Source organism: Spirillospora sp. NPDC049024 (genome assembly GCF_040649235.1).
Classification (GTDB): Bacteria; Actinomycetota; Actinomycetes; order Streptosporangiales; family Streptosporangiaceae; genus Spirillospora.
Genome location: NZ_JBEZFD010000025.1, coordinates 91,341 through 110,184 on the forward strand (window position 1 = coordinate 91,341; position 18,844 = coordinate 110,184).

Consider the following 18,844-nt stretch of genomic DNA (forward strand, 5'->3'; position numbering starts at 1 on the left):
TGACGCCATCAGGGTCCGGTGGGGACGGGCGCGACCCTCGGCACGCGAGTGCGGCGCCCGGATGGACTAGGGAGGCTGGGTGCCAGGTGAGGTGGTATCGACCGACGCGGTGAACGCCGCCGCCGAGGAACGGCGCGCGCCGCCACCGCCCGACGTCCGGCCGCCCGAGCCCGACGACTCCGCCGCGCGGACGTCCAAGCCCCCCGCGCAGACGTCCGAGTCAGCCACGCAGACGTCCGAGCCCGCGCAGACGTCCGAGTCCGCCGCCCCGCCCGCCCAGCCATCGAGATCCGATGTTCCCCCAGCCAAAGGCCCAGGCGCCGCCCCGGACGCCGACGACGCGTCCGGGTCCGCCGTCCCGTCCAGGCCCACGCCGGCCACGATCCCGCCGTCCGCCGCCCGGGTGCGCCGCAGGCTCGCCAGGTTGGGCGCCCAGCGCGGCCCCGCTATGAACCCGGTACTCGAACCTCTGATCAAGACGGTCCGCAACACGCACCCGAAGGCGGACCTCCGGCTCATCGAGCGCGCCTACGACGTGGCCGCGCACTACCACCGCCACCAGAAGCGCAAGAGCGGCGACCCCTACATCACGCACCCGCTGGCGGTCGCCACCATCCTCGCCGAGCTCGGCATGAACACCGAGACGCTCTGCGCGGCGCTGCTGCACGACACCGTCGAGGACACCCCCTACACCCTCGACCAGCTGAGCGCCGAGTTCGGCGACGAGATCGCCGCCCTGGTCGACGGCGTCACCAAGCTCGACAAGGTCAAGTACGGGGAGGCCGCGGAGGCCGAGACCGTCCGCAAGATGGTCGTGGCGATGTCCCGCGACATCCGCGTCCTGGTGATCAAGCTCGGCGACCGGCTGCACAACATGCGCACGCTGCGCTACATGCCGCGGCACAAGCAGGAGAAGAAGGCCCGCGAGACCCTGGAGGTGTTCGCGCCGCTCGCGCACCGCCTCGGGATGAACACGCTGAAGTGGGAGCTGGAGGACCTCGCGTTCGCCACGCTGTACCCCAAGCGGTTCGACGAGATCGCCCGCCTGGTGTCCGAGCGCGCCCCGCGCCGCGACGTCTACCTCCAGGAAGTGATCGAGAACGTCTCCACCGACCTGCGCGAGGCCCGGATCAAGGCCACCGTGACGGGCCGGCCGAAGCACTACTACTCGATCTACCAGAAGATGATCGCGCGGGACGTCAGCTTCGACGACATCTACGACCTGGTCGGCATCCGGGTCCTCGTCGACAGCGTCCGCGACTGCTACGCCGCCCTCGGCTCGATCCACGCGCGGTGGAACCCGGTCCCCGGCCGGTTCAAGGACTACATCGCGATGCCGAAGTTCAACATGTACCAGTCGCTGCACACGACGGTGATCGGCCCCGAGGGCAAGCCCGTCGAGCTGCAGATCCGCACCTGGGGCATGCACCGCCGCGCCGAGTACGGCGTCGCCGCGCACTGGAAGTACAAGGAGGAGACGGTCGGCGGCCGCAAGGCCGGTGACATGCAGTGGCTCCGCCAGCTCCTCGACTGGCAGAAGGAGACCGCCGACCCGGCCGAGTTCCTGGAGTCGCTCCGCTTCGACCTGTCGGTCTCCGAGGTGTTCGTGTTCACCCCGAAGGGCGACGTGATCGCGCTGCCGCAGGGCGCGACCCCCGTCGACTTCGCGTACGCGATCCACACCGAGGTCGGGCACCGATGTATCGGCGCCCGCGTCAACGGCCGCCTCGTCCCCCTCGAATCGACCCTCGACAACGGCGACACCGTCGAGGTCTTCACCTCCAAGTCGCCCGACGCGGGCCCGAGCCGCGACTGGCTCGGCTTCGTCAAGAGCGCCCGCGCCCGCAACAAGATCAAGCACTGGTTCTCCAAGGAGCGCCGCGACACCGCGATCGAGTCCGGCAAGGACGCCATCGCCCGCGCGATGCGCAAGCAGAACATGCCGCTGCAGCGGATGATGTCCGGGGAGGCCCTCCTCGCCCTCGCCCGCGACATGCGCTACCCGGACGTGTCGTCCCTGTACGCGGCCGTCGGCGAGAGCCAGGTCTCGGCGCAGCACGTCGTCCAGCGCCTCGTGGACGCGCTCGGCGGCGTCGAGAGCGCCGAGGAGGACCTCGCCGAGATCGCGCTGCCGACCCGCCGCAAGCGCACCCGCCCGGCGGGCGACCCGGGCGTCGTCGTCGCCGACGACTCGGACGTGTGGGTCCGGCTGTCGCGCTGCTGCACCCCCGTCCCCGGCGACGACATCGTCGGCTTCGTGACCCGCGGCCACGGCGTCTCGGTGCACCGCGCCGACTGCGCCAACGTCGAGAGCCTGAAGTCGCAGCCGGACCGCCTGATCGACGTCAAGTGGTCCCCGGGCGAGGACTCGGTGTTCCTCGTCGCGATCCAGGTGGAGGCCCTCGACCGCCCGCGGCTGCTGTCGGACGTGACCCGGGTCCTGTCCGACCAGCACGTCAACATCCTGTCGGCGTCGGTCACCACGACCCGCGACCGTGTCGCCGTCAGCCGCTTCACCTTCGAGATGGGCGACCCGAAGCACCTCGGCCACGTCCTGAAGGCCGTCCGCTCCATCGACGGCGTCTACGACGTCTACCGGGTGACCAGCGGCGCCCCTCGCTAGGAGCGCCGGGAGCAGAGAAAAGGGGCGGTCGCATCGCTGCGGCCGCCCCTTCTTCGTCGAGGTCAGTTCTCGGCGGGTTCGTCCTCGGGGATGACGTCGACGCCCGCCTCGGCGCGCTGCTCCGGGGTGATGGGGGTGGGCGCGGCGGTCAGGGGGTCGTGGCCGGACGCGGCCTTCGGGAAGGCGATCACGTCGCGGATGGACTCCTGGCGGGCGAGGAGCATGACCACCCGGTCCCAGCCGAACGCGATGCCGCCGTGCGGGGGCGGGCCGAACTTGAACGCCTCCAGCAGGAAGCCGAACTTGGACTCCGCCTCCTGCTTGGAGAGGCCCAGCACGTCGAAGACGCGCTGCTGCATCTCGGCGCGGTGGATACGGATGGAGCCGCCGCCGATCTCGTTGCCGTTCAGGACGAGGTCGTAGGCGTCGGCGAGGGCCGGGCCCGGGTCGTCCTGGAAGGTGTCGGCGAACTCGGGCTTGGGCGCGGTGAACGGGTGGTGCACCGACGTCCAGCCGATCTGCTCGCCCTTGTCGTCCTCGACCGGCTCGAAGATCGGCGCGTCCACGACCCAGACGAACTCCCAGGCGGACTCGTCGATCAGGCCGCGGCGGCGGCCGATCTCCAGCCGCGCGGCGCCGAGGAGCTCCTGGGTGGAGTGCCGCTTGCCGGCCCCGAAGAAGACCGCGTCGCCGGGGGAGGCGCCGGTCTTGGCGGCGAGGCCCTCCTTCTCGGCGTCGGAGAGGTTCTTGGCGACCGGGCCGCCGAGGGTGCCGTCCTCCTGGACGAGCACGTAGGCGAGGCCGCGGGCGCCGCGCGCCTTCGCCCAGTCCTGCCAGCCGTCCAGCTCCTTGCGGGTCTGGGACGCGCCGCCCGGCATGACGACCGCGCCGACGTACGGGGCCTGGAACACGCGGAACGACGTGCCGGCGAAGTACTCGGTCATGTCGGTCAGCTCGTTGCCGAACCGCAGGTCGGGCTTGTCGGAGCCGTAGCGGGCCATCGCGTCGGCGTAGGTGATGTGGGGGATCGGGCGGGGGATCTCGTACCCGGCGATCTCCTTCCACAGGCGCGCCACGAGGTCCTCGCCGACCTTGAGGACGTCGTCCTGCTCGGCGAACGACATCTCGATGTCGATCTGGGTGAACTCGGGCTGCCGGTCGGCCCGGAAGTCCTCGTCGCGGTAGCAGCGGGCGATCTGGTAGTAGCGTTCGAGGCCGCCGACCATGAGGAGCTGCTTGAACAGCTGCGGCGACTGCGGGAGCGCGTACCAGTGGCCCGGCTGGAGCCGGACGGGGACGAGGAAGTCGCGGGCGCCCTCCGGCGTGGACCGGGTGAGGGTGGGCGTCTCGACGTTCACGAAGCCGTGCTCGCGCATCACCTCGTGCGCCAGGAACGAGGCCTCCGAGCGGACCTTCATCGCCCGCGCGACGCTCTCGCGCCGGAGGTCGAGGTAGCGGTACTTGAGGCGGATCTCCTCGTTGACGTTGACATCGCCCTCGATGGGGAACGGCAGCGGCGCGGCGTCCGACAGCACCTCGATGTCGGCGGCGGCGACCTCGACCTCGCCGGTGGGCAGGTCGGGGTTCTCGTTGCCCTCGGGCCGGACGCGGACCTCGCCGACGACCTTCACGCAGTACTCGACGCGCAGGTCGTGCGCGGTGTCCTCCTCGCGGAAGACGACCTGCGCGGTGCCGGAGGCGTCGCGCAGGTCGATGAACGTGACGCCGCCGTGGTCGCGGCGGCGGCCGACCCAGCCGGCCAGCGTTACCTGCTGCCCGGCGTGCTCCTTGCGGAGCGTCCCCGCCTCGTGGGTGCGGATCATTTGGAGAGCCTTTCCTTCAACGTCGTGGTGAGGTCGGTGAGCGGGACGGCGGTCTGCTCGCCCTCGGCCAGGTCCTTGACCTGGGCGACGCCGTCCGCGATATCTCGCTCCCCGAGGATCACGGCGTACCGGGCGCCCGAGCGGTCCGCGTCCTTCATGGCGCCCTTCAGCTTCTTGCCGCCGAACGCCATGTCGGCGGCGATCCCGGCGCGGCGCAGCTCGGCGACGAGCGCGAACACGCGCCGTTCGGCGGCGTCTCCGAGCGCCACGCCGAACGCCTCGCAGCGGGGCTTCGCGGCGAACGCGGGGCCCTCCACGTCCGACGACTCGGCCTCCAGCGCGAGGATCGTGCGGTCCAGGCCGAGGCCGAACCCGATGCCGGGCAGGGGCGGGCCGCCGATGTCCTCCGACAGCCCGTCGTAGCGGCCGCCGCCGCCGATGCCGGACTGGGCGCCGAGCAGCGGGTGGTCGAACTCGTAGGTGGTGCGGGTGTAGTAGTCCAGCCCGCGGACGAGGGTGGGCGTGTCCTCCCACGCGATGCCGAGGTCGGCGAGCAGTTCCCGGACGCGGTCGTGGTGCGCCTTGCACGCCGGGCACAGGTGGTCGGCCATCAGCGGGGCGCCCGTGAGCTGCTCGCGCACCTTGGGGCGCTTGTCGTCCAGCACCCGCAGCGGGTTGATCTCGACGCGGGCGCGGGTGTCCTCGTCCAGGTCGAGGCCGCGCAGAAAGTCTTGCAGCAGGGCCCGGTAGGCGGGGCGGCACTCCTTGCAGCCGAGAGAGTTCAGCAGCAGCCGCACCCGGGTCAGGCCGAGGGACCGGTACCAGTTCCACGCGATCGCGATCGTCTCGGCGTCGACCTGCGGGTCCTCGCTGCCGATCGCCTCCAGGTCGAGCTGGTAGAACTGCCGGTAGCGGCCCTGCTGGGGGCGCTCGGCGCGGAACGCGGCCCCGGTCGTCCACACCTTCACCGGCAGCGAGCCCTTGTGGAGGTTGTTCTCCAGGACGGAGCGCAGCACCGACGCGGTGAACTCGGGGCGCAGCGTCAGCGACCGGCCGCCCCTGTCCTCGAAGGTGTACATCTCCTTGGACACCACGTCGGTGGACTCGCCGACGCCGCGCCGGAACAGGTTCGTGTCCTCGAACACCGCCAGTTCCAGGTAGCCGTAGCCGGCCAGCCTCGCCTGCTCGGCGAAGGCCTCCCGGATGGCGTAGAAGAGGTCCGCCCGCGGCGGCACGTATTCGCTGACCCCCTTGGGGGCCCGGAAGCTCGAACTCATGATCTTTTAGGTCAGAATCCCTTGTCAGGTCCGTCCGCGGGGACCACCCGGTTCCCCAGGAGGGACGACCCCCCTGGACCCCCCGGTGAAACCGCGCTCAGGAACGGATTGGTCGCGCGCTCGCGGCCGATTGTGGTCTGGTCGCCGTGCCCGGGCAGGACGGCCGTCTCGTCGGGCATGGTGAGGCACACCCGGGACAGGCTGGCGAGGATCTGCTCGTACGACCCGCCCGGCAGGTCGGTGCGCCCGATGGAGCCGGCGAACAGCAGGTCCCCGGTGAACATCACGTCCGGGATCTCCTGCGTCTTCGGCGTACGGAACGTCACCGACCCGGGCGTATGGCCCGGTGCGTGGTCGACGGTGAAGCTCAGCCCCGCCAGCTCCAGCACCGCCCCGTCGGCCAGTTCGCGCACGTCGTCGGGCTCGGAGAGCTCCAGGCCGCCGAACAGCTGCTGCCCGGGGCCCAGCGACAGGCCCTTGGCGGGGTCGGTCAGCAGGTCGCGGTCGTCGGGGTGGACGTAGGCCGGGACGTCCTTGGCGCCGCAGACCGGGGCCACCGACCAGACGTGGTCGAGATGGCCGTGCGTCAGCAGCACCGCGACCGGCTTCAGCCGGTGCTCGCGCAGGATCTCCTCGATCCCGGCCTCGGCGTCCTGGCCGGGGTCGATGATCACGCACTCCTCACCCGCGGCGGGCGCCACGACGTAGCAGTTCGCGGCGAACGATCCAGCGGGGAACCCGGCGACGAGCACGGTCGTCCTTCCTTAGAACCATCCCTGTGGGCGTGTTCGAGGGTACCGGCGCGGCCATGGCCACCGCGAACGAGATAGGCGGCCGACGTGTCGCGGGCCCGACCCGCCGGGGCGCGGGCGGGAGGGAGGCGCTCCCTGAACGCGGAGGCGCGTTTACTCCCCGGTACCGCTACTATGCGCTGCACGTTCACCTGATCACACCGGAGAGGCGAGGCACGTGGCGGCGAAGGACCGCAAGAAGCAGCTCGCGCGGCAGCGCTACGAGCGCCAGCAGCAGCGGCAGGCGCAGGAGGCGGCGCGGGCGCGCCGACTCAAGATCATCACCGCCGCGGCGGTGGTGGCGGTCATCGTGGTGGGCGGCGCCGCGTTCATGGTGCTCAGCAAGGACGACAAGTCCACGGCGGCGGGGCCCAAGTGCACCTACAAGGCGGCCAAGCAGGACGGCGCGCCCCAGGGCATCGGCACCCCTCCGGGCAAGCCCGCCTACTCGGACGTCGTGCAGACGACGATGAAGACCAACCAGGGCGACGTGGAGATGCAGCTGTACGGCAGCAAGGCGCCGTGCACGGTCAACTCGTTCGCGTACCTGGCGCAGAAGAACTTCTTCGACAAGACCACGTGCCACCGGATGACGAGCGGCGGCCTGAACGTCCTGCAGTGCGGCGACCCGACCGCGAAGGGCACCGGCGGGCCGGGCTACCAGTTCGCCAACGAGAACACCGAGGGCGCCACGTACACCGAGGGCACGCTCGCCATGGCGCACAGCAGCCTGCCGGACTCCAACGGCAGCCAGTTCTTCATGGTCTACAAGGACTCGCAGCTCCCGCCGGACTACACGGTCTTCGGAAAGATCACCAAGGGGCTGGACGTGCTGAAGAAGATCGCCGCCGCGGGCTCGGACCCGAAGGGCGACGGCGCGCCCAAGAAGAAGGTAGAGATCCAGGACGTCACGATCGCCGGGAAATAGGCGAACGGGATACTAAGGTGTGGAGGGTCCGGCCGCCGTGAGCGCGTCCGGACCCGCGATTCAGGAGGCAAGGGTGTCCAGCGCGACCGATCCCTGGGGCCGGGTGGACGAGGACGGCACCGTCTATGTCAAGACGGCCGACGGCGAGCGGGTCGTCGGGTCCTGGCAGGCGGGCGCGCCCGAAGAGGCCCTGGCCTACTTCAAGCGCAAGTACGACGCTCTCGTCACCGAGATCGGCCTGCTGGAGCAGCGGGTCCGCACCACCGACCTGCAGCCGGCCCAGGCCCAGCAGAGCATCGACCGGCTCCGCGAGGCCGTCGCCGAGGCGCACGCCGTCGGCGACCTCGATGCCCTCCTGCGCCGCCTCGACGGCCTGTCCGAGCAGGTCGGGCGGCGCCGCGAGGAGGTCAAGGCCCAGCGCGAGCAGCACCGGCACGAGGCGCGCGAGGTCAAGGAGCGCATCGTCGCCGAGGCCGAGCGGATCGCGGTCGAGGAGACGCACTGGAAGAACGGCGGCGAGCGCCTGCGCCAGCTGGTCGAGGAGTGGAAGGCCGCCGACCGCATCGACCGGCCCACCGAGACCGCGCTGTGGAAGCGGCTGTCGTCCGCGCGCAACGCCTTCACCAAGCGCCGCAAGGCCTACTTCGCGACCCTCGACGACCAGCGCGAGGAGGCCCGGCGGGAGAAGGAGCGCCTGGTCGCCGAGGCCGAGGCGATGTCGGGTTCCACCGACTGGGGCGAGACGGCCGCCGCGTACCGCGACCTGATGCGCCGCTGGAAGCTGGCCGGGCGCGCCTCGCGGGACGTCGAGGAGGACCTGTGGGCCCGCTTCAAGGGCGCCCAGGACACCTTCTTCCAGGCCCGCAGCGCCGCGTTCGCCGAGCGCGACGCCGAGTTCCGCGAGCACGCCGAGGAGAAGGAGAAGATCCTCGCCGAGGCGGAGCGGCTGCTCCCGGTGCGCGACGTCCGGCAGGCACGGCAGGCCCTGCGCGCGATCCAGGAGCGCTGGGAGGCCGCCGGGATGGTGCCGCGCGACCAGCGCGACCGGCTGGAGGGACGGCTCCGCAAGATCGAGGAGGCCGTCCGCTCCGCCGAGGAGAACGAGTGGCGCCGCACCAACCCCGAGGCCCGCGCCCGCGCCGAGGCCACCGTCAACCAGCTGCGCAGCTCCATCGAGCAGCTGGAGAAGCGGCTCGGCAAGGCCCGCGAGGCCGGCCGCGCGAAGGACGTCAAGGAGGCCGAGGAGGCCCTCAGCGCCCGCCGCGCCTGGCTGGAAGAGGCCGAGCGCACCCTCGCCGAGTTCTCCTGACCTCCGAGCCGTCCTCTCCGGCGCCGGGCCGCTCTCCCGGTCTCTAGGCCGTGCGCCCCAGGAAGGCGAGCATGCGCGTCTGCTCGTCCGCGCCTCGCGGGGCGGGCAGGGGCGGGGCCAGGTGGCCCTCGGCCCGGAGCGAGGCGGCGACCACCTGGGCGGTGGCGAACGCGTGGTGGACGAGGTCGGGGTCCAGGCGCGACGGCTGGCCCGTCGCCCGCGCCAGGTCCCAGGCGTGCACCAGCGGCTCCAGGATGTACCCCTCCAGGAAGTCGCCCAGGGGCAGCTCGCCCAGCCCGCCGAACGGGATGGGACGGTCCAGCGCGTCCGGGGTGAGGGACGCCGCGCACTCCTTGCGGGCGGCCCGCCAGCTCATCAGGACGTCGCCCGGGACGAAGCGCGCCGGGGCGGAGTTGACGTCCGGCTCGGGCTCTCCCGTGGCCAGCGCCCGGACCAGGAACTGGCCGCCGGTCACGTGCCCGGCGACGTCCCGGGCGGTCCACCCCGCGCAGGGCGACGGCGCGTCCCACCCGTCGCGGGGGACGCCGGCCACCAGGCCCTCGAAGAGGTCGAGGGCCCGGTGGTAGCCGCTGAGGTTGTGAGCCATGGTGGTCAGTGACCCGCGATCCGACGGCGCTGTCAAGCGCTATGGCGAAGCCGGCGGGCGCGCGATCACACGGCGCCCGATCACACGGCGGCGGCCCCGCGCTGCCGGAGCATCGCGTTCATCTGCGTGATCTCCGCCTGCTGCCCCTCGACCATCGTGCGGGCCAGCCGCCGCACCCGCTCGTGCCCCGTGCGCTCCACCACCGCCCGCGCCATGCCGACGCCGCCGCGATGGTGGGCGATCATCAGTTGCAGGAACAGCACCTCGGCGGCCCGGCCGGACGCCTTCTCCAGCTCGGCGAGCCGGCCGCGCGGCGCCATGCCCGGCATCGCGGCCTCGCCGCCGCCGTGGCGGCCGCCGTGTCCGGACATCCAGCGCATGCGGCCGGACGGATCGGTCTTCGGCAGGTCCCACTCGTCCAGCCAGGCCGTCATCATGCCGATCTGGGCGGACTGGGTGTTGATGATGTCGTAGGCCAGCAGCCGCGTCTCGGGATCTTCCGTGCGGTCCCGGACGACGAACGACATCCGCACCGCCTGGGCGTGGTGGGCGCTCATGTCGCGGGCGAACCCGGCCTCGGGGCCGTCCGTGCCCGGCCGCTCCGAGCGGGAGACGGCGAGCGCGACCAGGACGGCGCCGACGGCCAGCACCAGGACCGCGAGGACGACGGTGGCGCGCCGCCCCCGCGGAGCCGCGGGGGCGGCGCTCACGGGGTGTCCTTGCCGCCGGAGCAGGCCGCGCCCGGCTCGGGGGTCTGCGGCCCCTTCACGAAGGACCGCAGGAACCGGTCCACGCGCGGGTCGTCGGCCTTCTGGACCCGGACCTGCCGGCCCCAGGCGGTGAGCGCGATGGGCGAGCCCTGGGCCGGGTAGGGGCTGAGCATCGTGTAGTCGGTGGCGCCGACCTTGCCCTTGAGCACGTCGAGCTGGTCCGCGGCGAGGCCGGGGCCGTAGGTGATCCAGACGGCGCCGTGCTCCAGCGAGTGGACGGCGTGCTCGTTCCGCAGCGGCGCGTCGTAGACGCGGCCGTCGCAGTTCTGCCAGACAGGGTTGTGGTCGCCGCCCATCGGCGGGTCGGTGTCGTACTTGACGGCGCCGCCGACGTGGCCGCGGCCGAGGCCGTCCTTCGTCACCAGGCCGGGCAGGGACTCGTCGGCGGACGACCTGGTCTGCATGAACGCGAAGCCGATGGCGACGACCGCCACCAGGCCGATCACGGTGAAGAACGCGATGCCTCCCCACGGGACCTCGCGCTGGGTCAGCGCGTTCTTGGGAGCGTTCTTCCTGGCGCGGTTCTTCGTGCCGCTGTTCTTCGTGGCGGTGTTGCCGCGCGCGTTCTTGTTGCGGGCGCTCTTGGACATGCGGGTGTCCTCTCAGGGGTGCTGTAGGTCGGTACGGACAGGGCGCGGCGCCGCATCGGCAGAAGGGTGATGCGGGCGCGCGAAACGGCCGTGGGGCCGGTCCGTCTACAGCCGGAGAACCTGGAGGGAGGGCGAGAACGCGAGGACGAGCCCGGCGCCGGACGGCGGAGAGAGCGTCCAGCCGAAACGGGCGGGCAGGCGGGAGAGGGGCCTGCGCAGGCCGGCGGCCAGGGCCAGCAGGACGAGGGTGAACAGCACGGCCAGGCACAGGCACGCGTTCATGGGAACGTGCGCCGGAGCCTTCACCGGAGAGACGGACGTAGCACCCTGTGCAGGGCCGTGAGAGCCGTGGAGCGCCGATGCCCCGGCACCCGCGTCACCATGGCCCGTGAAGGCCCAGGGGGCGCCGACGGGAGCGCTCACGGCGTGCTGGGTGCAGATCCGCGGCGGCGGCGCGTGGCCCAGCCCGTAGCTGAACACCAGGCCGCCCACGACGAACAGCGCCACGAGCAGACCTGCCAGCCCGTGGCGCGGTCGTGGGGCCGTTGCGGACACCGTCACTCTCCTGATCGCGCCTTCCGGGCTGTTCCAACGCCGCGGCCGCCGTCCGGGTTCCCGTCCGCCGTGCTCCCGCGCAGCCCCCCGCCGGCGGCCGCCGCCGGTCCGGGACCGTCCGCGCCGCGAGATAGTGTCGGAGCGTGACCAGCAGGACGGAATCGGGCGAGCCGGAGGGCCTCTTCGACGCTCCGGAGCGGGACGGGGGCGACGCGGTCCCGGCGGACGCGCGGTCGGAGCCGCCGGCGGCGCCCGCCCGGGGCGGCGCGGAGCAGCCGCTCGCCGTCCGCATGCGCCCCCGCTCCCTGGACGAGGTCGTCGGGCAGGGCCACCTGCTCGGCGCCGGCACGCCGATCAGGCAGCTCGTCGACCGGGACGTGCCGATGTCGCTCGTGCTGTGGGGCCCGCCGGGAACGGGCAAGACGACCCTGGCCACCGTCGTCAGCCATGTCACCTCCCGCCGCTTCGTGGAGATCTCCGCGGTCAGCGACGGCGTCAAGCGCGTCCGCGCCGAGATCGACCTGGCGCGCCGGGAGCTCGGCATGACGGGGCGCCAGACGGTCCTGTTCGTCGACGAGGTGCACCGCTTCAACAAGGCCCAGCAGGACGCCCTGCTGCCCGCCGTGGAGAACCGCTGGGTGTCCTTCATCGGCGCCACCACCGAGAACCCGTTCTTCTCCGTCATCAGCCCGCTGCTGTCGCGCTCGCTGCTGCTCACCCTGGAGCCGCTCGGCGAGGACGACCTGCGCGAGGTGATCCGCCGCGCCCTCACCGAGGAGCGCGGGCTGGACGGCGCGGTCGCCCTCGACCCCGCCGCCGAGGACCACCTCGTCCGGCTGGCCGGCGGCGACGCCCGCCGCACCCTCACCTACCTGGAGGCCGCCGCGCTCGTCGTCGACGAGGGCGCGACCATCGACGTCGACGTCCTGGAGAAGGCCGTCGACCGGGCCGCCGTCCGCTACGACCGCGAGGGCGACCAGCACTACGACGTCATCAGCGCGTTCATCAAGAGCATCCGCGGCAGCGACGTCGACGCGGCGCTGCACTACCTGGCCCGCATGATCGAGGCGGGCGAGGACGCCCGGTTCATCGCCCGGCGGCTGATCGTGCACGCCAGCGAGGACGTCGGCATGGCCGACCCGACCGCGCTGCAGACCGCGGTCGCCGCCGCCCAGGCGGTGGAGTTCGTCGGCCTGCCCGAGGCCCGCATCAACCTGGCCCAGGCCGTGATCCATCTCTCCCTGGCGCCGAAGTCCAACGCCGTGATCAGGGCGGTGGACGACGCGCTCGGCGACGTCCGCAAGGGGCTTGCGGGGCCCGTCCCCAAGCACCTGCGCGACGGGCATTCCAAGGGCGCCTCGAAGCTCGGGCACGGGAAGGGCTACAAGTACGCCCACGACCACCCCGGCGGCGTGGTCCGGCAGCAGTACGCGCCCGACGCCGTGGACGGGCGGGAGTACTATCGCCCCACCAGGCACGGCGCCGAGGCGCGGTTCACCGAGGTCCTCGCGCGGATCCGCTCCGTGCTGCGCGGCACCGCCGACCGGCGTTGATCGATCTTCCCCGGCCGGTGCTCCCGCCATGGGGCCTGGTAGACCGGTAAGGTCTGTCAGGCCATGCCCGGCCCCGTGCCGACCCCACGCGAACGGAAAGCCCTGATGCTCACTGGTGGACAGCTAGCAGCCCTCATCGTGGCGGTGTTCTGGGCGGTGCTGGTCTCGTTCATCGCGCTCACCCTGCTGAAGCTCTCCCGGCTGCTCGGCGAGGCCAGCGAGCTCGTGCACGACATCGGCGACCAGGCCGGCCCGCTGATGGACGACATGGCCCGGACGGTGAAGCGCGCGAACGAGCAGCTCGGCCGCACCGACGTCATCACCAAGCAGGTCGCGGGCGTCACGCAGAACGTCTCGGCCGTCACCACCGTGATGACCTCGGTGGTCGGCGGGCCGCTGGTGAAGGCCGCCGCCTTCTCCTACGGCGTCCGCAAGGCCCTCGGCGGCCGCGACGGCGAGGGGCGCGCCGCGTCCGGCCGCCCGGAACTGCAGGCCCGCTCCTCGGGTAAGGGGCGCAGATGAGGCGGCTGTTCTGGCTCTCGGTCGGCGCGGGCGCCGGCGTCTACGCCACGCACCGCGTCAAGCGGCGCGTGGAGCGGTTCACGCGCGCCCTGTCGCCCGAGAGCGTCGCGGCGCGGGCGGTGTCGACCGGCCAGGGCGCCGGCGAGCGGTTGAGGCTTTTCGCCTCCGACGTCCGTACCGAGATGCGGGCCCGCGAGGAGGAGCTGCGCGAGGCCGTCCGCATGGACCAGGCTCCGCCGGACGGCGGGGGACCGCCGTCCCGCCGCGTGCTCAAGGCGAGATACACGATCATCGAGAACGACAAGGATGGCCACTGATATGGAGTCGGCAGAGGTCGCACGCCGCTTCCTCGGATTCTTCGAGGAGCGCGGGCACACGGTGGTGCCCTCGGCCAGCCTGGTCGCCGAGGACCCGACCCTGCTGCTGGTCAACGCCGGCATGGTCCCGTTCAAGCCGTACTTCCTCGGCCAGCGCACCCCGCCCTCCCAGCGGATGACGAGCGCCCAGAAATGCGTGCGCACCCCCGACATCGAGGAGGTCGGCAAGACCACCCGGCACGCCACCTTCTTCCAGATGCTGGGCAACTTCTCCATCGGCGACTACTTCAAGGAGCAGGCGATCCCGTTCGCCTGGGAGCTGCTGACCCGGCCGCGGGCCGACGGCGGCTTCGGGTTCCCCGAGGACAAGCTGTGGGTCACCGTCTTCCACGACGACGACGAGGCCCTGAACATCTGGCACGACAAGGTCGGCGTCCCCCTCGACCGCATCCAGCGGCGCGGCATGGAGGACAACTTCTGGTCGATGGGCGTCCCCGGCCCGTGCGGCCCCTGCTCGGAGATCTACTACGACCGCGGCCCCGAGTACGGCCGCGAGGGCGGCCCGGTCGCCGACGAGGACCGGTACCTGGAGGTCTGGAACCTCGTCTTCATGCAGTTCGAGCGGGGCCCCGGCGAGAGCAAGACCGACTTCCCGATCCTCGGCGACCTGCCGGCCAAGAACATTGACACCGGCATGGGCCTCGAGCGCATGGCGGCGATCCTGCAGGGCGTCGACAACATCTACGAGACCGACACCCTCTGGCGGGTCCTCGACCGCGCCGCCGGGCTGACCGGCACCGCCTACGGCCGCGAGCACCGGGCCGACGTGTCGCTGCGCGTCGTCGCCGACCACGTCCGCAGCGGGACGATGATGGTCGCCGACGGCATCCGCCCCGGCAACGAGGGCCGCGGCTACGTGCTGCGCCGCATCCTGCGCCGCTCGATCCGCAACCTGCGCCTGCTCGGCGGGCAGGACGCCGGCCTCATGCACGAGCTGACCGCCGTCGCGATCAAGGCGATGGGCGAGCAGTACCCCGAGCTGGTGCGCACCGCCGCGAACATCCACACGGTCATCGATGCCGAGGAGGACTCCTTCCTGCAGACGCTGCGCACCGGCACGGCGATCTTCGACACCGCCGTCGCGGACACCAAGCGCTCCGGCGGCGCGACCCTGGCGGGCGAGCAGGCGTTCAAGCTGCACGACACCTACGGCTTCCCGATCGACCTCACCCTGGAGATGGCGTCCGAGCAGGGCCTCCAGGTGGACGAGGAGGGCTTCCGCCGGCTCATGAAGGAGCAGCGGGACCGCGCCAAGAAGGACGCCCGCGACAAGAAGACCGGCAACCTCGACGTCTCCGTCCTCGACGAGCTGCTCACCGGCGCCGGCGGCAGGGTCGACTTCACCGGCTACGGCAGCCTCGCCGGCGACGCCCGCCTCGTCGGGCTGCTGGTGAACGGCGCCAACGCGCCCGCCGCCGGGGAGGGCACCGAGGTCGAGGTCGTCCTCGACCGCACCCCGTTCTACGCCGAGGGCGGCGGCCAGCTCGCCGACCACGGCGTGATCCGGTTCGGCAACGGCGCCGTCGTCGAGGTGACGGACGTGCAGGCGCCCCTCGCCGGGCTCATCGTGCACCGCGGCCGGGTCCGCAGCGGCGAGGCGCAGGCCGGCGACACCGCCTACGCCGAGGTCGACGTGGAGCGCCGCCGGGCGATCTCCCGCTCGCACACCGCGACCCACATGGTGCACGCCGGGTTCCGCCGCGCGCTCGGCGAGTCCGCCGCGCAGGCCGGGTCGGAGAACTCGCCCGGCCGGTTCCGGTTCGACTTCACCGCGTCCGGCGCCGTCCCCGCGAGCGTGCTGCGCGACGTCGAGGACGAGGTCAACGAGGTCCTGGTCGGCGACCTCGACGTGCGCGCCTTCCACACCTCGATCGACGAGGCCCGCGCGATGGGCGCGCTCGCGCTGTTCGGCGAGAAGTACGGCGACGAGGTCCGGGTGGTCGAGGTCGGCGACTACTCCCGCGAGCTGTGCGGCGGCACCCACGTCGCCCGCAGCGGCCAGCTCGGCCTGGTCAAGGTGCTGGGCGAGTCGTCCATCGGCGCCGGCGTCCGCCGCGTCGAGGCGCTGGTCGGCATCGACGCGTTCCGGTTCCTGGCCCGCGAGAGCGTCCTCGTGGCGCAGCTCGCCGAGCAGATGAAGACCCGCAAGGAGGAGCTGCCCGAGCGCATCTCCGGCGTGGTCACCCGGCTGCGCGACGCGGAGAAGGAGCTGGAGAAGCTCCGCTCCCAGCAGGTCCTCGCCATCGCCGGGTCCCTCGCCGACGGCGCCAAGGACGTGGGCGGCACCGCGTTCGTGGGGCACCGCGCCCCCGACGGCACCGGCGCCGACGACCTGCGCAAGCTGGCCGTCGACATCCGCGGCCGGCTCACGGCGCGCCCCGCGGTCGTGATGGTCGCCGGCGTGCCGAAGGACCGTCCCGTCGTCGTCATCGCCGTCACCCAGGGCGCGCGCGACCGCGGCCTCAAGGCGGGCGCGCTCGTCGGCCTGGCCGCCAAGGCGCTCGGCGGAGGCGGCGGCGGCAAGGACGACCTCGCCCAGGGAGGCGGCGCCAACCCCGCCGCCATCGGCGATGCCCTCGCCGCCGTCGAGCAGGCAGTAGGGGCCGCGTGAGCCCGGCACGACGGGGCAGGACGAACGCCCCTCGCCACCGGCCAGCGGAGGCGAGGGTATGAGAACGGGCGTGCGGCTGGGGGTTGACGTCGGGAGCGTTCGGGTGGGGGTCGCGCGGTGCGATCCCGGGGGGATCCTCGCGTCTCCGCTGGAGACGGTGAAGAGCGGCAAGGGGGACGTCGACCGGCTCGTTGAGCTGGTCGGCGAGCACGAGGCGATCGAGGTGGTCGTCGGGCTGCCCACCTCGCTGTCGGGCCGGGAGGGCCCGGCGGCGCAGGCGGCGCGCAGGTTCGCGGCCAGGCTCGCCGACCGCCTTCCCCCGGAGACGGTCCGGCTGCACGACGAGCGGCTCACCACCGTCACCGCCGAGAGCGGTCTGCGGGCCGGGGGAGTGCACGGCCAGGCCCGGCGCAAGGTGGTCGACCAGGCCGCCGCGGCGGTCCTGCTCCAGGCGGCCCTTGACGCGGAGCGGTTGACCGGACGCCCCCCAGGGGAGATCGTTCAGGGGAGCTCATGAACGACTTGGACCTCTTCTCCGATCCGTACGGCGACGGTCCTCCGCGCGAGGAGCCCTACGGCAGGCGCGACCAGCGGCGCCGGCGCAAGCGGCAGAAGCGCCGCAAGCGCAGCGGGCGCGCCGCGGCGCTGTTCGCGATGGCGTTCCTGGTGGCGGTGTTCGGCACCGGCGGCGTCCTCGGGTTCGCGTGGCTCGACAACAAGTGGAACCCGCCGGACTACAAGGGCGAGGGCTCCGGCAAGGTCACCGTCCAGATCAAGGACGGCGCGACCGGGTCGGTGATCGGCGCGACGCTGGAGCAGCACAAGGTCGTCAAGAGCTCCCGGGCGTTCGTGAAGACCTACAACAAGGAGACCCGCGCCTCCAGCATCCAGCCGGGCTTCTACCAGCTGCGGCTGCGGATGTCGTCGGCCGCGGCGGTGGCGCTGCTGCTGGACCCGAAGTCGCGGGCCGGGAACCAGATCGTGATCCCCGAGGGGCGCCGGGCCGTCGAGGTCTACGAGCTGCTGGCGAAGAAGACCGGCATCTCCGTCAAGGAGTTCCAGGCGGTGGCGAGGCGGCCGAAGAGCCTCGGGCTGCCCTCCTACGCGCGGGGCAAGATCGAGGGGTACCTGTACCCGGGCCGCTACGACCTGGATCCGAACGGCACGGCGGAGCAGATCCTCAAGGAGATGGTGGGGCGCTTCAACAGGGAGGCCGAGAGCGTCGACCTCGTCGGCAAGGCGCGCAAGGCGCGCATGAACCCGGCGACGGTCATGACGCTCGCCAGCCTGGTCCAGGCCGAGGGCGGCAAGCCGAGCGACCTGCCGAAGATCTCCCGGGTCATCTACAACCGGGTCGAGAAGGGCATGAAGCTGCAGTTCGACACGACGGTGCTGTACGCGCTGAACGAGCGGCGGCTCACCGTCACCGAGAAGGACCTGCAGACCGACTCGCCCTACAACACCTACCTGCACCCGGGTCTGCCCCCCGGCCCCATCTCCAACCCGGGGCCGGACGCGATCGAGGCGGCGCTGACCCCGGCGGAGGGGACGTGGCTGTACTTCATCGCCACCGACCCGACGAACAAGGTCACCAAGTTCGCCACGACGGAGCAGGAGCGGCAGGCGATCGAGAAGGAGTTCCGGGCCTGGCAGAAGGCGCACCCGGGCCAGTGACGGACACGACGGGGCACCGCGCCGCGGTGCTGGGGTCACCGATCGCGCATTCGCTGTCGCCGGTGCTGCACCGGGCGGCGTACGCGGCGATGGGGCTGGGCGACTGGTCCTACGACGCGGTCGAGTGCGGCGAGGACGGCCTGGCCGCGCTGCTGGACGGGCTCGGGCCCGAATGGGCGGGCCTGTCGCTGACCATGCCGCTCAAACGCGTCGCGCTCGGCCTCGTGGACACCGTCTCCGACCTCGCGGTGAAGGTCGGGGGCGCGAACACGATCGTCTTCCGGGACGGGCGGCGGCACGGCGACAACACCGACGTGTACGGCATCGAGACCGCGCTCGCCGAGGCGGGGCTGAAGGCCCCGGCCACGGCGCTGGTGCTCGGCGGCGGCGCGACCGCCGCGTCCGCGCTGGCCGCGCTCGCCGGGCTCGGCACGCGCGAGGCCGTCCTCGCGGTCCGCACCCCGGAGCGCGCCGCCGGCGCGGCCGGGGTGGGGGAGCGGTTCGGGCTCGCGGTCCGGGTCGTGACGCTCGACGAGGCGCCGGCGCACCTCCCGGCGGAGCTCGTGGTGTCGACGCTCCCGGGGCGGGCCGCCGACGCGTACGCCGGGCCGGTCGCCGAGTCCGGCGCGGCGCTGTTCGACGTCGTGTACGCGCCGTGGCCCACGGCGCTCGCGGCGGCCGTCGAGCGGGCGGGCGGCACGGTCGTCGGCGGTTTCGCCATGCTGCTGCACCAGGCCGTCCGGCAGGTGGCCCTGATGACCGGCCGCGACGACGTGCCGGTGGAGGCGATGCGCGCCGCGGGCGAGGCGGAACTCGCCCGCCGCACCTGACCCC

General features: G+C 72.5%; 17 protein-coding genes. 10 read left to right on the forward strand and 7 right to left on the reverse strand.

All coding sequences use genetic code 11. The features are described from left to right. Positions 1-79: 79 nt before the first annotated feature. The gene (locus tag AB0C21_RS35495; RefSeq protein ID WP_500210265.1) at positions 80-2,623 is read left to right on the forward strand and encodes a RelA/SpoT family protein; all 2,544 of its coding nucleotides are present in this window, start codon (positions 80-82) and stop codon (positions 2,621-2,623) included. 62 nt (positions 2,624-2,685) lie between these two features. Here the strand turns inward: AB0C21_RS35495 and aspS are convergent, their stop codons facing one another. Genes aspS through AB0C21_RS35510 form a run of 3 tightly spaced genes read right to left on the reverse strand, consistent with a single transcriptional unit; the run spans position 2,686 to position 6,475 of the window. Beyond that, complete coding sequence (aspS, locus tag AB0C21_RS35500; protein ID WP_500210266.1) at positions 2,686-4,446, reverse strand: aspartate--tRNA ligase; 1,761 nt, start codon at positions 4,444-4,446, stop codon at positions 2,686-2,688. Further along, a complete protein-coding gene (gene hisS, locus AB0C21_RS35505) occupies positions 4,443-5,723 on the reverse strand; it encodes a histidine--tRNA ligase (protein ID WP_500210268.1) in 1,281 nt (426 codons plus the stop codon). The genes aspS and hisS overlap by 4 nt, the downstream gene beginning before the upstream one ends. Positions 5,724-5,734: 11 nt before the next feature. After that, positions 5,735-6,475 (reverse strand): MBL fold metallo-hydrolase, encoded by a 741-nt coding sequence (locus AB0C21_RS35510; RefSeq protein WP_500210270.1) that lies wholly within the window; start codon positions 6,473-6,475, stop codon positions 5,735-5,737. Positions 6,476-6,692: 217 nt separating this feature from the next. Here AB0C21_RS35510 and AB0C21_RS35515 point away from each other — a divergent pair, with 217 nt between their 5' ends. Together AB0C21_RS35515 and AB0C21_RS35520 are read left to right on the forward strand one after the other, a co-directional pair. Continuing rightward, positions 6,693-7,442: a peptidylprolyl isomerase gene (locus AB0C21_RS35515; protein WP_149264749.1), complete on the forward strand. Its 750-nt coding sequence runs from the start codon at positions 6,693-6,695 to the stop codon at positions 7,440-7,442. 73 nt (positions 7,443-7,515) lie between these two features. Beyond that, the gene (locus tag AB0C21_RS35520; protein ID WP_500210273.1) at positions 7,516-8,751 is read left to right on the forward strand and encodes a DUF349 domain-containing protein; all 1,236 of its coding nucleotides are present in this window, start codon (positions 7,516-7,518) and stop codon (positions 8,749-8,751) included. A gap of 43 nt (positions 8,752-8,794) precedes the next feature. On the opposite strand, the gene AB0C21_RS35525 is transcribed toward AB0C21_RS35520, so the two are convergent. The 4 genes from AB0C21_RS35525 to AB0C21_RS35540 form a co-directional block, all read right to left on the reverse strand. After that, positions 8,795-9,358 carry a TIGR03086 family metal-binding protein gene (locus AB0C21_RS35525; RefSeq protein ID WP_500210274.1) on the reverse strand — a complete coding sequence of 188 codons (564 nt, stop codon included), beginning with the start codon at positions 9,356-9,358 and terminating at the stop codon, positions 8,795-8,797. An 80-nt stretch (positions 9,359-9,438) separates the two neighbouring features. After that, a complete protein-coding gene (locus AB0C21_RS35530; RefSeq protein WP_500210276.1) occupies positions 9,439-10,068 on the reverse strand; it encodes a DUF305 domain-containing protein in 630 nt (209 codons plus the stop codon). Then, the gene (locus tag AB0C21_RS35535) at positions 10,065-10,718 is read right to left on the reverse strand and encodes a thioredoxin-like domain-containing protein (RefSeq protein WP_500210277.1); all 654 of its coding nucleotides are present in this window, start codon (positions 10,716-10,718) and stop codon (positions 10,065-10,067) included. Before AB0C21_RS35535 ends, AB0C21_RS35530 begins: the two co-directional genes overlap by 4 nt. Before the next feature lie 105 nt (positions 10,719-10,823). Next, a complete protein-coding gene (locus AB0C21_RS35540) occupies positions 10,824-11,273 on the reverse strand; it encodes a hypothetical protein (RefSeq protein WP_500210278.1) in 450 nt (149 codons plus the stop codon). Positions 11,274-11,563: 290 nt separating this feature from the next. Here AB0C21_RS35540 and AB0C21_RS35545 point away from each other — a divergent pair, with 290 nt between their 5' ends. The 7 genes from AB0C21_RS35545 (at position 11,564) to AB0C21_RS35575 (ending at position 18,840) form a co-directional block, all read left to right on the forward strand. Further along, the gene (locus AB0C21_RS35545; protein ID WP_500210318.1) at positions 11,564-12,826 is read left to right on the forward strand and encodes a replication-associated recombination protein A; all 1,263 of its coding nucleotides are present in this window, start codon (positions 11,564-11,566) and stop codon (positions 12,824-12,826) included. A gap of 105 nt (positions 12,827-12,931) precedes the next feature. Then, positions 12,932-13,348 (forward strand): DUF948 domain-containing protein, encoded by a 417-nt coding sequence (locus AB0C21_RS35550; protein ID WP_149264756.1) that lies wholly within the window; start codon positions 12,932-12,934, stop codon positions 13,346-13,348. After that, the gene (locus AB0C21_RS35555) at positions 13,345-13,665 is read left to right on the forward strand and encodes a hypothetical protein (protein ID WP_149264757.1); all 321 of its coding nucleotides are present in this window, start codon (positions 13,345-13,347) and stop codon (positions 13,663-13,665) included. The genes AB0C21_RS35550 and AB0C21_RS35555 overlap by 4 nt, the downstream gene beginning before the upstream one ends. 1 nt (position 13,666) lies before the next feature. Further along, on the forward strand, positions 13,667-16,336 hold the full coding sequence (gene alaS / locus AB0C21_RS35560; protein WP_500210279.1) for an alanine--tRNA ligase: 2,670 nt from the start codon (positions 13,667-13,669) through the stop codon (positions 16,334-16,336). A gap of 58 nt (positions 16,337-16,394) precedes the next feature. Further along, positions 16,395-16,853, forward strand: coding sequence for a Holliday junction resolvase RuvX (gene ruvX, locus AB0C21_RS35565; RefSeq protein ID WP_149264759.1), 459 nt, complete (start codon positions 16,395-16,397; stop codon positions 16,851-16,853). After that, the gene (gene mltG, locus AB0C21_RS35570) at positions 16,850-18,010 is read left to right on the forward strand and encodes an endolytic transglycosylase MltG (protein WP_149264760.1); all 1,161 of its coding nucleotides are present in this window, start codon (positions 16,850-16,852) and stop codon (positions 18,008-18,010) included. The genes ruvX and mltG overlap by 4 nt, the downstream gene beginning before the upstream one ends. After that, on the forward strand, positions 18,007-18,840 hold the full coding sequence (locus AB0C21_RS35575; protein WP_500210280.1) for a shikimate dehydrogenase: 834 nt from the start codon (positions 18,007-18,009) through the stop codon (positions 18,838-18,840). Before mltG ends, AB0C21_RS35575 begins: the two co-directional genes overlap by 4 nt. Positions 18,841-18,844 lie beyond the last annotated feature (4 nt).